The sequence below is a fragment of the Streptomyces sp. NPDC029159 genome (genome assembly GCF_055564055.1).
Window position 1 is genome coordinate 1 of the sequence record NZ_JBVHWT010000008.1, and the last position, 14,036, is coordinate 14,036.

Annotated in this window: 8 protein-coding genes; 7 read left to right on the forward strand and 1 reads right to left on the reverse strand. The window is 78.9% G+C overall.

What is annotated here, in order from left to right; translation table 11 throughout:
• Positions 1–350 precede the first annotated feature (350 nt).
• The 3 genes from ACZ4U4_RS17350 (at position 351) to ACZ4U4_RS17360 (ending at position 5,327) form a co-directional block, all read left to right on the forward strand.
• On the forward strand, positions 351–1,679 hold the full coding sequence (locus ACZ4U4_RS17350) for a hypothetical protein (protein ID WP_467874630.1): 1,329 nt from the start codon (positions 351–353) through the stop codon (positions 1,677–1,679).
• A gap of 362 nt (positions 1,680–2,041) precedes the next feature.
• A complete protein-coding gene (locus ACZ4U4_RS17355; RefSeq protein WP_467874632.1) occupies positions 2,042–3,178 on the forward strand; it encodes a PP2C family protein-serine/threonine phosphatase in 1,137 nt (378 codons plus the stop codon).
• A 343-nt stretch (positions 3,179–3,521) separates the two neighbouring features.
• Entirely contained in the window at positions 3,522–5,327 is a 1,806-nt protein-coding gene (locus tag ACZ4U4_RS17360) for an FHA domain-containing protein (protein WP_467874635.1), read from the forward strand.
• A gap of 36 nt (positions 5,328–5,363) precedes the next feature.
• On the opposite strand, the gene ACZ4U4_RS17365 is transcribed toward ACZ4U4_RS17360, so the two are convergent.
• Entirely contained in the window at positions 5,364–6,383 is a 1,020-nt protein-coding gene (locus ACZ4U4_RS17365) for a methyltransferase domain-containing protein (protein WP_467874637.1), read from the reverse strand.
• A gap of 62 nt (positions 6,384–6,445) precedes the next feature.
• Here ACZ4U4_RS17365 and ACZ4U4_RS17370 point away from each other — a divergent pair, with 62 nt between their 5' ends.
• The 4 genes from ACZ4U4_RS17370 (at position 6,446) to ACZ4U4_RS17385 (ending at position 14,031) form a co-directional block, all read left to right on the forward strand.
• Positions 6,446–6,850, forward strand: a complete 405-nt coding sequence (locus ACZ4U4_RS17370) for a globin (protein ID WP_467874640.1) — start codon at positions 6,446–6,448, stop codon at positions 6,848–6,850.
• 119 nt (positions 6,851–6,969) lie between these two features.
• Complete coding sequence (locus tag ACZ4U4_RS17375) at positions 6,970–10,284, forward strand: FtsX-like permease family protein (RefSeq protein WP_467874642.1); 3,315 nt, start codon at positions 6,970–6,972, stop codon at positions 10,282–10,284.
• Position 10,285: 1 nt separating this feature from the next.
• On the forward strand, positions 10,286–12,952 hold the full coding sequence (locus ACZ4U4_RS17380; RefSeq protein WP_467874644.1) for a thioesterase domain-containing protein: 2,667 nt from the start codon (positions 10,286–10,288) through the stop codon (positions 12,950–12,952).
• 83 nt (positions 12,953–13,035) lie between these two features.
• On the forward strand, positions 13,036–14,031 hold the full coding sequence (locus ACZ4U4_RS17385; RefSeq protein WP_467875196.1) for an ABC transporter ATP-binding protein: 996 nt from the start codon (positions 13,036–13,038) through the stop codon (positions 14,029–14,031).
• Positions 14,032–14,036: the final 5 nt, after the last annotated feature.

Here is a 14,036-nt window from a genome sequence, read left to right on the forward strand (position 1 = left end):
GTGCCCCTTCCCGCGGTGCCGGCGGGGTTTCCGCCGGGGGGGGAGAAAAAATGCTCGATAGGGGGGATGCGAGGAGGGGGGGGGGGGGGTGGGGGCCCCCCCCCCTGCCCCCCCCCCCCCCCCCCCCCGCGCCTCTTCCGTGTGCGGGGACGCCGGGCCCGCGCCCCCGCCCCTCCCAATTCCGACGTTTCCGGCATCGTGGGACCACCGTCGGCGAAATACCCCGCTGATCGTTCCCCACACGGGGCGTCGGGGCGTCACTATGGAGGAAAAGTGGGGGCAGCAGCACCCGAGAGGCGGCCGAAGCGCACCAACCACCGCGCCCCGTACGCAGTTTGGAGAGGTGATCGATGGGGGTCTTGGGACCCTTCCCCGGATCCGCGGAACGGCCGCCCGGCCAGGCGCTGGACCGCGAGGAGGCCGACCGCGCAGTGGAGCGGCTGAGCGCCGAGTACGAGGCGATCGAGTCCTCGCTCCAGGCACTCCAGGACCACGCGGGGCGGCGCCTCCTGGAGGGCGCCGAGCTGACCGGTGTGACCGCGGAGCGCTGGGCGGCCACCGAACGCTCCCTGACCGCGCTCTGGGCCGACTTCGACGCGTACACCGAGACGGTGGAGGCCGTCCGCGCCCTGCGGGAGCGGCGGCGCTGGCTCTCCCCCGACGACCTCGCCGAACTGACCGGCCTGCTGCGCGACACACCGATCCCGGCCACCGCCGACGGGGCCGACGGCACCGGCAGTGCCGACAGCGCCGACAGCGCCGACAGGGAGCTGTGCACCCTGCGCGAACTGGTCGCGCGGCTCAACACCCGCTACGCCCGCGCGCTGGACACCATCGTCGCCGCGGACGCGGTCTGGTCCGCCCTGCCCGCCCGGATCGATCTGCTCGCCGAGGAGCTGCGGCGCACCCGCTCGCTGGCGCACTCCGTGGGCGTCCGCCCCGGCACCCACCCCTCCGGCGACGACCTGGAGGACATCACCGGCGAACTGACCCGGCTGCGCGCCGAGGTGATCACCGACCCGCTGGCGTTCTGGGTGGCCCCGGCGGGCGGCAGCGCCGCACCGGGCGGCGGCCGCCCCGACACCACGCGCTACGACCGGGCCGCCCGCGCCCTGGAGGACGTCCGCCGGGAGATCGAGGCGGTGCTGGACGTACGGCAGGACGCCGAGGCGCGGCTGATGCGGCTGCGGGACGTCCTCTCGCGCGCCGAGCGCACCCTGACCGAGGCGCGGCAGGCGCGCGGCGAGGTGCTGGCGAAGATCGCGTCGTGCGAGGTCCCGGCGGTCAGCGGCCCGTCGACGGCGCTGCACGAACAGCTCGCGGCCGCCGCCGCTTTCCGGCGCCGCGCCCAGTGGCACCGCCTCTCGCCGCTGCTGGACCGGCTGGAGGAGAGCGCCGAGGACGAGCTGCTGCGCGCCCGGGAGTCGCTGACGGCGGTGACCGCGCCGCTCGCGGTCCGCGCCGAGCTGCGCGGCCGTCTCGACGCGTACCGGGCGGAGCTGGCCCGGCGCGGTCTGGCGGGCGATCCGCTGCCGGGTGAGCGCTACGACGCGGCGCGGCGGCTGCTGTGGAGCGCACCGTGCGACCTGCGGGCGGCCGAGGCGGCGGTGGCGCGCTACCAGCGGGCGGCGGCGGAGGCGCTCGCCGGGGAACGGCCGGGGCCCGGGGGCGGGGCGTGAGCGGGCCCGCGGCCGAACGCACCGGCCCGCCCGCCGACTTCGGGCGGGCGGAGCGCACCGGGAGGATCGGGCCACCGGGGGCGACCGGAGTACGGAACCCCGCCGCGGACTGGGTACTCTCCGGGGGCCACGGTGCCCGTCCGGCCTAGGGCGTGTCCGTGAAGTCCCGTCGTCCGCCCGGAGGGCGTCGCAAGCCAGGCGGGACTTTGCGGACACGCCCTACGGACCGGGCCGTGCGGTGCGGCCGGAGGGGCCGCACGGCCGGCGGCGGCACCGACCGCGCGGCAGGGCGCGGCGTGGCGAGACAAGGAACGAGCTGGTGGAGCGGGCCGACCGTTTCCGCCCCGGGACGTGGGTGTGACATGGGTGTGACTGGGCCGTCCAGGTGTCCGAGCTGCGGCGAACCGCCGAAGGAGGAGGGCGCGGGCTGCGGGCGCTGCGGCGCCGGGGTTCCGGCGCCGCCCGACCCGCAGACCCGGATCCCCGACCCGGCGCCGGGCGGGGAGGCGGCCGGGCGGCAGCCCGCCCCCGACCCGCGGGTCGCCGGGTACGAGGCGGTCGCCGACGCCGCCGAGCAGACGCCGGTGCGCGGCACCCGCCGGTGTGTGCTGTGCGGCGCGGGCGGGGTGGACGCGGCCGGGTACTGCCCCCGCTGCGGACAGGCCCAGCCGCGCGAACGCGACCACATGGAGCGGGAGTTGGAGGGCGTCGGCGCGGTCAGCGACCTCGGCCGCCGTCACCACCGCAACGAGGACTTCTTCGCGGTGTCGGCGACCGCCCTCCAGGACGGTTCGCCCGCCGTGGTCGCCGTCGTCTGCGACGGGGTGTCCTCCGCGACCCGGCCGGACGAGGCGTCGGCCGCGGCGTGCGAGGCGGCGTGCGAGTCTCTGCTGGAGTCGCTGCCGCGCGGCGTCCACGCCCAGCGGGCGATGCACGACGCGGTGGTGACGGCGGCGACGGCGGTCAACGACCTCGCCGGGCCCGACGACCCGCAGGAGCCGCGCCGGGAGAACGCCCCGGCCTGCACCTTCGTCGGCGCGGTGGTTGGCGGCGGACTGCTGACCGTCGGCTGGGTCGGCGACAGCCGCGCCTACTGGGTGCCGGACGACCGCAGCGTCCCGCCGACCCGGCTGACCGAGGACGACTCGTGGGCCGCGCAGATGATCGCGGGCAATCTGATGTCCGAGGCGGAGGCGATGGCCGACGAGCGGGCGCACGCCATCACCGGCTGGCTGGGCGCGGACGCGTACGAGGTCGAGCCGCACACCCGGCACTTCCAGCCGGACGGTCCGGGCGTCGTCGTGGTCTGCACGGACGGGCTGTGGAACTACGCGGAGTCGGCCGAGCAGCTGGCCGCGGTGCTGCCCGCCGACGCACACGCCCGGCCGCTGGAGAGCGCCCGGACGCTGGTCACGCATGCGCTGGACGGCGGCGGACACGACAACGTCACGGTCGCGGTGGTGCCGTTCCCGGCACCGGCGGGGCACTCGACGGCCTGATCCGGACCGTCCGGTGCCGGTCCGGCGAAACGTTGCGGACACCCGTGGGTGGGACGTACGGATTCGTCGGATCGGCACCGTTTCGGGTGGCGCGTGACGCACTCCACACACCGGGGCGGACGGGACCCGCGACGCCCGGTGGGGCGCCGGTGGCGGTCCTTCCCCGCTCCGAGGCGGGCGGCGGTCGCGAGGTGGCGAACGGTACTGTGCGACGGGGCGGCGGCTCCGGCACGCACGGGGCGCACCCGCCACGGCCGTGAGACAGTCCGCCCCACGCCATGACAGACCAGCGACAGCGCCGGCCGTGAGCGCCGGAGACGGTACGGAGGGGGAAGAAACCGACATGCCTACCTGCCCGAACGGACACCAGTCGGTGGCCGAGGACTGGTGCGAGGTGTGCGGCCGGCCGATGGCGGGCGCCGTCCCCCCGCCGCCCTCCCTGCCCGCCGGCTTCCTCAACACCCCGGCCGCCGGAACCCCCGGCCCGCCGCCGCCCCCCGGCCAGGGCTTCCCGCCGCCGCCCGGCGCCCCCCAGGGCGGCCCGGGCCCGCAGGACGGCCAGGGCTTCGCACCGCCGCAGGACGGTCCCGGCTTCCCGCCCCCGGGCCAGGCCGGTCCGCCGCCGGGCGCGCCCACCGGCCCGCCGCCCGGCCAGGCGCCGCCGCCTCCCGGTGCGCCCACCGGTCCTCCCCCGGGCCAGATGCCGCCGCCTCCGGGCGGCCCCCAGGGCGGTGGCTACGGTTTCCCGCCGCCGCAGGACGGTCCGCCGCAGGGTGGCTACGGCTTCCCGCCGCCCGCCGCACCGCAGGGCGGCCCCCAGGGCCAGCCGCAGGACGGTCCGGGCTTCCCGCCGCCGCCCGGTGGCCCCCAGGGCGGCCCGGGCTTCCCGCCGCCCCCGGGCGTGCCGACCGGCCCGCCCCCGGGCCAGACACCGCCGCCTCCCGGCGGCTACGGCTTCCCGCCGCCGCAGGACGGTCCGCCGCAGGGTGGCTACGGTTTCCCGCCGCCCGCCGCACCGCAGGGCGGCCCCCAGGGCGGCCCCGGATTCCCGCCGCCGCCCGGCGGTGGCCAGGGCGGCCCGGGCTTCCCCCCGCCCCCGGGCGCGCCCGGTCCCGGCGGCCCCCAGGGCGGCTACGGTTTCCCGCCCCCGCCGGGTCCCGGTCCGCAGGGCGGCCCCGGGCAGCCGCAGGGCGGTCCCGGCTTCCCGCCGCCGCCCGGTTCCGAGCAGCAGGGTGCGCCCGAGGCGTGCCCGCAGTGCGGTACGCCGCGGGCCGCGGGTGCGCCCGCCTGTGAGGAGTGCCGTTTCTCCTTCGCCGGGCAGGCGCCCGCATCGTTCGCCCCGCCCGTCGGCGCCGGTCAGCCCGGTCCGCCCCAGGGCGGCTACGGTTTCCCGCCCCCGCCGGGCCCCGGTCCGCAGGACGGTTACGGCTTCCCGCCGCCGCAGCCCGGCCCGCCGCCCGGTATCCCCGGGCCCGGCGGTCAGCAGGGTGCGCCCGGTCAGCCCGTCCCGCCGCAGCCCGGGGACGACTGGCCGCTGAGCCCGCCGGACGCCCAGGGCGCGCCGCCCGCGCCGCCGGCGCCGTTCGGGCAGCAGCCGCCCGGAGCCCCGCAGGGCCCGGTGCCGCCGCAGCAGCCCGGTCCGTACGACCCGCAGCAGCCGCCGCCCCCGCCGGGTGAGCAGCAGTGGGGCGGCGGCCCGGCGCAGGCTCCGGAGGCGCCGCAGGGTCCGGCGCCGGTCGTCGGGGACGGCTGGGTCGTCGCCATCGCCCCGGACCGTGCGTACTTCGCCGCGATGATGGAGCGCAGCGGCCCGGAGGCCGCGGGGCTCAACCTCCCGTCGTACGGCCCCGAGCAGCAGCTGCCGCTGGCCGGTGGGCAGATCGCGATCGGGCGGCGGCGCAACAGCACCGGTGAGTCGCCCGACGTCGACCTGGGCCGCTCGCCGGAGGACCCGGGCGTCTCGCACCAGCACGCGCTGCTGGTGCAGCAGCAGGACGGCAGCTGGGCCGTGGTGGACCAGAACTCCACCAACGGCACCACGCTCAACCTCGCCGAGGAGCCGATCCAGCCGTACGTCCCCGTCGCGCTGCACGAGGGCGACCGGGTGCACGTCGGCGCGTGGACAACGCTGACCGTCCGCCGCGGCTGAGGCCGAAGACCCGGGAACGGGGCGTGACCGCGCAGGTCACGCCCCGTTCGGGTATCCGCCCAGCTCCCAGGCGTACGGGCCGGACGGGTCGTCCAGCCAGAACCACTGGCGGTCGCCCTCCACCGTCACGCCGTACCGCTCCCGCGGCGGCCGCCGCTCGCGCCGCCACAGCACGTACGCCTCCTGCGGCAGCAGCCCGGCCGCGCCGATGCCCAGCAGGAAGCGGAACCGGTCGTCGCCCAGCGCCTGGCGCGGCAGGCCGAGACCCACCGCGTCCGCCTCGTACGCGCCGTCGGCGCCGGCCGCCGGGCCGGGGGTGCGCAGCGGGACGAAGTACACCGGGAGCGGCAGGAAGCGGCCCTCGGCGCGGCCGTCGGGGGCGACCCGGAGCTTGAGCAGGCCGGTGCCGAGCGGGGCGAGGATCACCGCGTCCGCCGCGCACTGCCGGGGCCAGGCCGTCGGCACCGCCCCCAGGGAACAGGTCGCGAGGATCCGGTCGAAGGGGGCGCGCGAGGGGCAGCCGAGCGCCCCGTCGCCGGTCACCACGGTCGGCCGGTATCCGGCGGCCGCCAGCCGTTCCCGGGCCGCCGCGGTGATCTCCTCCTCCAGGTCCACGGTGGTCACCGCGGCGCCGCCGAGGCGGTGGGCGAGGAGCGCCGCGTTGTAGCCACTGCCGGTGCCGACCTCCAGGACCCGGCAGCCGTCGGTGACGTCCAGCGCCTCCAGCATCCGCGCCATCAGCGACGGCTGGCTGCTGGACGACACCAGCCGCCCCTCCTCGTCGACGCGGAGCGCCAGCGGCGCGTCCCGGTAGACGCCGTGCAACCAGGCGGCCCGGCGCAGCGGATCGGCGTCGTCGCCCGACAACCGTTCGTAGCCGCCCAGGACGCTGTCGTGGAAGGCCGGGACGAACGCCTCGCGCGGCACCTCCTCGAACGCCGCCCGCCAGCGCGGATCGCGCAGCCCGCCGCCGCGTTCGATGCCGCGCACCAGCCGCCGGCGCTCCGCGGCCGCCGCCGCGGGCCCGGCGGGGTCGCCGTCGCGTTCCGCGTCCATGTCTCCACTGTCCACCCCGCGGCCCGGCCCGCGCCGGTCGGCGTGTCTGACACCATGGACGGGTGACTGACGACCCGCGCACCATCGATCCGGAGCTGACCTTCTACGACCAGGTCGGCGGCGAGGAGACCTTCCGCCGTCTGGTGCGCCGCTTCTACGAGGGCGTGGCCGGCGACCCGCTGCTGCGGCCGATGTACCCCGAGGAGGACCTCGGTCCGGCCGAGGAGCGGATGACGCTCTTCCTGATGCAGTACTGGGGCGGACCGCGCACCTACAGCGAGAACCGCGGCCACCCGCGGCTGCGGATGCGGCACGCGCCGTTCACCGTGGACCGCGCCGCGCACGACGCCTGGCTGCGGCTGATGCGGGACGCGGTGGACTCCCTGGACCTGTCCGAGGAGCACACCGCGCAGCTGTGGAACTACTTCACGTACGCCGCCGCCACGATGATCAACTCCCCGGGCTGAGCGGCCCGGTGGCGTCGTACGTCACAATCCGGACACGGCCCGGCGGACGGCTGACGGTACGGGCCCCGCTCTGACAGCATCCGAACAGTGTTCGGTTGCTGAGCGGTGCAGGGGGACCCGTGTTCGGCTTCGTCATTCCGCGTCTGCGCGCACACCGGCTGCTGCCGGGTGCCGCGCTCGTCGCGGTGCTGCTGACCACGACGGTCCTGACCACCCTCACCGGCTACGCGGACGCCGTCGGCGACGCCGGACTGCGCCGGGCGCTGGCCACCCGCGCCGCGCCCGCCGCCGCCCTCCGCGTCACCGCGCAGCTGCCCGCCGACGCCACCGCACCCGCCGACCGCGCGGTGCGCCGCGGCGCCGACCGGGCCTTCGGCGGTCTGCCCTACGGCGTCCGCACCCTGGTCCGCTCCGGCCCGTACGCACTCCCCGGCGACGCAGGACGGGTCCGCCACGGCGGCGACCCGGACCTCACCCAGCTCGCCGCCCTCGACACCTCCCGCCTCACCTTCACCGCGGGCACCCGGCCCGCGGCTCCCACCGGCGGCGGGCCGCTCCAGGTGGCGCTGCCGGAGGCGGCCGCCGCCCGGCTGGGCCTCGCCCCCGGCCGCCGCCTCACCCTCACCGACCGGCTCTCCGGCCCCGACCTGACCGTCGAGGTCACCGGCGTGTGGCGGCCGAAGGACCGTACCGACCCCTACTGGAAACTCGACGAACTCGGCGGCCGGGGTGTGCGCACCCTCGGGTTCACCACCTACGGGCCGCTGCTGACCGCCCCGGAGGCGTTCCGCGGCGGACGGGTCGCCCAGGAGTCCGCCGGGTGGCTGGTCACCGGCGACTTCCGCACCCTGACCGCGGAGCGGCTGGACGCGCTGACCGACGCCGCGCGCCCGGCCGCGAAGGCGCTGATGGCCGATCCGGCGTTCGCCGGGCGGGCCACCGCGAGCACCGAACTGCCCGACACGCTCGGGGAGTTGCGGCGCGCGTTGCTCGTCAACCGCTCCGGTGTGCTGATCGTCGCCCTCCAGCTGATCCTGCTCGCCGGGGCGGCGCTGCTGCTGGTCGCCGGGGCGCTGAACGGTGAACGCGCCGCGGAGAGTCTCCTGTTGCGGGCCCGCGGCGGCGCCCGCCGCACGCTGGCCGCCGCCGCGCTCGCCGAGGCGCTGCTGCTCGCGCTGCCCGCCGCCGTCGCCGCGCCGCTCCTCGCCGTCCCGCTGCTGCGGCTCCTCGCCGCCGACGGTCCGCCGCTCGACACCGCGCCGACCGCCACCACCTGGGCCACCGGCGCCGCCGTCGCGCTGGGCTGCGCCCTCACCCTGGCGGCGCCCGCCCTGCGCACCGGTGCGGCGCGGCCGGGCCGCCGCCGGTTCGCCGCGCCGCCCGGGGCGCTGCGCGCCGGGGCCGACCTGGGGCTCCTCGTCCTCGCCGCGGTCGCCTTCGTGCAGCTGCGGCAGCACTCCGCGGACGGCGGCGGGGTGCTGACCGAGGACGCCGCCGGGCGGCCGGTCATCGATCCGGTGCCGGTCGCGGCGCCCGCGCTGGCGCTGCTGGCGGGCGCCGTGGTGACGCTGCGGCTGCTGCCGCTCGCCGCCCGCCTCGCCGAACGCGCCGCGGCCGCCGGGCGGGGTCTGGCCGCGGCGCTCGCCGCCTGGCAGATCGGCCGCCGCACCACCGGCGCCACCGGCCCGGTACTGCTCCTCGTCCTCGCCACCGCGCTGGGCATGCTCGCCGTCGGCCAGCGCGCCTCCTGGGACCGCTCCCAGGACGACCAGGCCGACCACCGCGCGGGCGCCGCCGTCCGCGTCCTGGCGGGCCGCGCCCCGCAGTTCGGCGCGGGCGGCGCACTGGCGGCCACCGACGGCGTGGCGGCGGCGCTGCCCGCCGGGCAGGCCACGCTGAACCTCTCCGACGGCCACAGCGCCACCCTCCTCGCCCTCGACACCCGCGCCGCCACCGGCGCCCTGCTGCTCCGCGGCGACCTCGTCGGCGGCTCCGCCGACACGCCACCGGGCCGCGCCGCCGACCCCGTGCTGCGCGCCCTCGCCCCCGCGCCCGGCGCCCCCGGCGTGGCCGTGCCGGACCGCACCGCCCGGCTGCGCCTGACCGTCACCCTCCGCTCGCTGCGCACCCTCACCGCCGCGCCCGGCGCCCCGGCCCACGACACCGGGCCGGTCCCCGCCGACCTCGCCGTCCAGCTGACCGACGGCCACGGCGCGCCGTACCCGCTGGCCCTGGGGCGCGTCCCCGCCGACGGGCGGCCGCACACCCGCACCTCCGACCTCACCGCCGCGGCCGGGCCCGGCGGCAGGCCCGTCGGGCCGCTGCGGCTGACCGCGCTCACCACCACCTCGGCCCAGCCGCCGGTCGCCCACCGCCAGCAGCTCACCCTCACCGCCGCCCGCGCCGACCTCCCCGACGGCACCCACCGCGCCCTGCACCCGCCCCGCGGACTGTCCTGGACCGGTGCCCTCGGCACCAAGAGCACCTACGCCGACCAGGACTTCGGCCCCCGCACCGGCGCCACCGCCGTCCCGCCGGGCGCGCTCGCCGCCCAGACCTACGACACCGGCGCCCGGCCCGCCGACGGCTACGGCGCCGCCGTCACCACCGTCCGCACCCTCGCCGCCCATCCGCCACGCGGCCCGCTGCCCGCCGTCGCCACCGACGCCTATCTGCGCGCCAGCGGCTCGAAGACCGGCGCCACGGTGGACATCACCGTCAACGGGCAGCCGCTGCGGACCCGGATCGTCCGCGCCGTACGGGCACTGCCCGGCCCCGCCGACCGGCCCACCGACGGCGCGGGGCTCCTCGTCGACTTCGCCGCCGTCAACGAGGCGCTCACCGACCGCGACGCGGCGCCGCTGCCCGCCACCGAGTGGTGGATCCGGCCCGCGGACGGCGACGCGGCGCGGGCCGCGGCCGCGCTGCGCGGGCGCGCCGACACCGAGCACGGGCAGGTCCTGGTCCGCGACGAGACCGCCGCCGCGCTCCACGGCGACCCGCTGGGCCGCGGCCCGCGGGCGGCGCTCGCCGCGGCCACGGTGGTCGCGGTCGCGCTGGCCGCGGCGGGCTTCGCGGTCGGCTGCGCCGCCGCGCTGCGCTCCCGCGCCGCGGAGTTCGCCGTGCTGCGCGCCCTGGGCACGTCCCGGCGCCGCCGGGCCCGCGCGGTCGTCGCCGAACAGGGCCTGCTGATCGCGGCGGCCACCGCCGTCGGCGCGGCCCTCGGCGCACTGCTGACCCACGCCGTCGTCCCGCTGATCGTGCTGACCGAACACGCCGACCGGCCCGTCCCGCCGGTCCTGGTGGAACTACCGGCCGGACAGGTCGCGCTGCTGATCGCCGCGGTCGTCGCGGTGCCGCTGCTGACCACCGCCGCGGCGGCCGCGCGGCGCGGCGACACCGTCCGGGACCTGCGCGGCCAGGGAGGCGTCTGACATGAACCGCGCCACCGCCCGGCACCCCGCCCACGGCCCCGCCGTGGCCCTCGGTGTGCTGGTGCTGCTCACCGCGTTCCTCGCCGCCGGGTTCGTCGGGGGCGTCGACGCGTACGAGACCCGCGGCGCCCGCGCGGCCCTCGCCACCGCCCCCGCCGAACAGCGCACCCTCCAGATCTCCCTCTCCCGCACCGACACCACCGCGCCCGGCACGGACTTCGCCCCCCGCCGCACCGACCGCGAGGACCGCGCCCTGCGCCGCACCCTGGGCCTGCCCGTCGCCCCCGGTGACGCGGTGCACGGCGTCCGCACCACCGTCCCGCTCACCACCCCCGACCCGAAGCTGCCCCGCCCGGACGGCGCGCCCGCCGCGTTCGCCCTGTACGCGCCCGCCGGACTCGACCGCCACGCCACGCTCACCGCGGGCCGGCTGCCACGCGCCGCCGCGCCCGGCGCCCCGGTGCTGGAGGCCGCCGTCACCACCGCCACCGCCCGCACCCTGCACCTGCGGCCCGGCGACACCCTGCACCCCGGCACGCTGACCGTTCGGATCACCGGCCTGCTCACGCCCCGCCCCGCCACCGGCGCGTACTGGTCCCTCGACGACCTGCTGACCGCCCCGCACCTGGCCCCCACCGACGGCGTCCCCCCGCTGCGCGCCTGGCGCGGCGCGCTGCTGCTGGCGCCCGGGGACGGCGCCGCGCTCGCCGCCGACGACCGCGGCGCCGCGGAGAAGTTCTGGTGGTACGGGCTCGACGCCCGGTCCCTCACCGCCCGTCAGGTCCCGGCGCTGCGCTCCCGGCTGGCCTCCCTGGAGCACGGCACGGGCCTGGCCGCCGTCCGCGCGGTGACCGGCCCCGACACCGTCGTCGACACCGCCGCCGACTCCCTTCTGTCCGGCTACGCACGCTCCCGCGCCGCCCTCACCCCGGTCCTCGCGGTCGCCGCCTGCACCGTCGCCACCACCGCCGCCGTGGTCCTCGTCATGGCGGGCTCCCTCGCCGCCGCCCGCCGCCACGACGAGTTCGCCCTGCTGCGGGCCCGCGGCGCCGCCCTCCCGGGCCTCGCCGGACGCCTCGCCGCGGGCACCTGCGCGGTGGCGCTGCCCGCCGCCGCGGCCGGATGGGGCGCCGCCCGCCTCCTCGTCCCGGGCGCCCCGGTCACCGGCCCGCTGCTCGCCGCGGCCGCCGTCGCCGTGGTCGGCGCGGCCGTCCTGCCGCTGCGCGCCGCCCTCGTCCACCGGCGCCCGCACCCCGCGGCCCGCCACGACACCGCCACCGCCCGGCCCTCCCGCCGCCGCACCGTCGCCGAACTCACCACCGTCGCCCTCGCCGCCGCGGCCGTCGCCGCGCTGCGCCGCCACGGCCCGGCGGACGGCCCGGACCTCCTCGTCAGCGCCGCGCCCGTACTGATCGCGGTGATCGCCACCCTGCTGCTGCTCCGCCTCCACCCGCTGCCGCTGCGCGCCCTGGCCCGGCCCGCCGCCCGCCGCCGCGGCCTCACCGGCTTCCTGGCGCTGGCCCGCGCCGGCCGCGCCCACCCCGCCACCGGACTGCCGCTGCTCGCCCTGCTGACCGCCCTGACCTGCGCCTCCTTCGGCGGCGCGGTGCTGTCCGGCGTCGGCCACGGCAGGGACGCCGCAGCCCTCGCCACCGTCGGCGCCGAGGCCCGCATCACCTCCGACCGGCCCCTGCCGCCCGCCCTGCGCACCGCGCTGACGAAGGTCCCCGGCGTCACCGACGCGGTCCCCGTCCGCGCCGAGGTGCAGCCCGCCCCGGACAACGGCCCGCCGCTGACCCTCGTCACCGCCGACGCCGACGCCTACGCCCGGCTCTCCCGCGCCACCGGCCTCGGCGCGTTCGGGCCCCGCACCCTCGCCGACCCCGGCGGCGACGCCCCGCTGCCCGCCCTCGTCTCCCCCGACGTCGTCCGCCGCTTCGGCCACGACCCGATGCCGCTGCAGCCCGAGGCCGGCTCGCTCGTCGTCCGGCCCGCCGCGGTACGCGCCGACACCCCCACACTGCCCGGCGGCTCCTTCCTCGTGGTCGCCGCCGACACCGTCCGCCATCGCCACCCGGACGCCGACACCGCACCCACCGCCCTGCTGCTCTCCGGCGCCTCCCCCGACCCCGCCGCGCTCCGCGCCGCCGTCCGCGCCCACACCCCGCCCGGCGCGCACCCGGTGACCGTCGTCCGCGGCGAGGTCCGCGCCCGCCTCGCGGACGCGCCGCTCCAGCAGGGCGCCGAGCGGCTGTACGCCGCGGCGACCGCCGCCGGCGCCGGATACGCACTGCTGGCCCTGGTGCTCGCCGGGCTCCGCGCGGCGCCCGACCGCGCGCCGCTCCTCGACCGGTTGCGGGCCCTGGGCATGACCCGGCAGCAGGGGCGCCAACTGCTGCTCCTGGAAGCGCTGCCGCAGGCCCTCCTCGCCGCGGCCGGCGGCGCGGCGACCGCCGCCGTCACCCTGTGGCTGCTGGGCCCGGCGACCGACCTCACCCCGCTGGCGCTGCCCGGCGGCGCCGCCCACACCGTCCCGCTGCGCTCCGGAGGAGCCACGCTGCTGCTGCCGTCGGCGGGCGTCCTCGTCCTCACCCTGGCGGCGGCCCTGGCCCAGACATGGCCGACCGGACGACGGCGGTCCCCCGACCGGAGAGCAGGTGACCTGTGACGGAACGACCCGCACACCCCGACGGCACGCCGGACGGCGGTCCGCGCGCCCCGGACGGCACCGCCCCGGCCGACCTCGCCGAGCTGGAGCGCCGCGCCGCCGCCCGCGGCGACCGCCCCGCCTACGGCCACGACGCGCTGATCGCCTGCGACCGGCTGGTCCGGGTCTTCGCCACCGACGGCGTGGAGGTCCAGGCCCTCCAGGGGCTCGATCTGCTGGTCGCCGAGGGCGAGTTGATGGCGCTGGTCGGTGCGTCCGGCAGCGGCAAGTCCACGCTGATGAACATCCTCGCCGGACTGGACGTCCCCACCGCGGGCGCCGCCCGCGTCGACGGCCGCGACCTGCTGACGATGGGCGCCCGCGACCGCCTCGCCTACCGCCGCGACACCGTCGGCTTCGTCTGGCAGCAGACCGCCCGCAACCTCCTGCCGTACCTCACCGCACTCCAGAACGTCGCCCTGCCGATGCGACTGGCGGGCCGCAAACGCCGCGCGGAGCGGGCCCGGGCGGCCGGGGACCTGCTGGCGATGCTGGCGCTCGACCACTGCCGCGACCGCCGCCCGCACGAGATGTCCGGCGGTGAGCAGCAGCGCGCCGCCATCGCCGTCGCCCTCGCCAACGCCCCGAAGGTGCTGCTCGCCGACGAACCGACCGGCGAACTGGACTCCGCCACCGCCGAGCAGGTCTTCGCCGCCTTCCGCACCGCCAACGCGGAGCTGGGCACCACCGTCGTCATCGTCACCCACGACCAGGCCGTCGCCGACGAGGTCCGCCGCACCGTCGCCATCCGCGACGGCCGCACCTCGTCGGAGGTGCTGCGCCGCACCGAACGCGATGCGGCGACCGGCGCCGAATCCCTGGTCTCCCGCGAGTACGCGATGCTCGACCGCGCCGGACGCCTACAACTCCCCGCCGACCATCTGACGATCCTGGGCATGGCCCACCGGGTGCTGCTGGAACTGGAGAGCGACCACATCGGCGTCTGGCCCGATCACACGGCGGACGATGCGGCCCGCAGCCGTACCGGCGGGGAAGCGGGCGGCGGCGAGGGCGCTCCGGGCGGGGCGTCCGGCGTCTGAGCCGT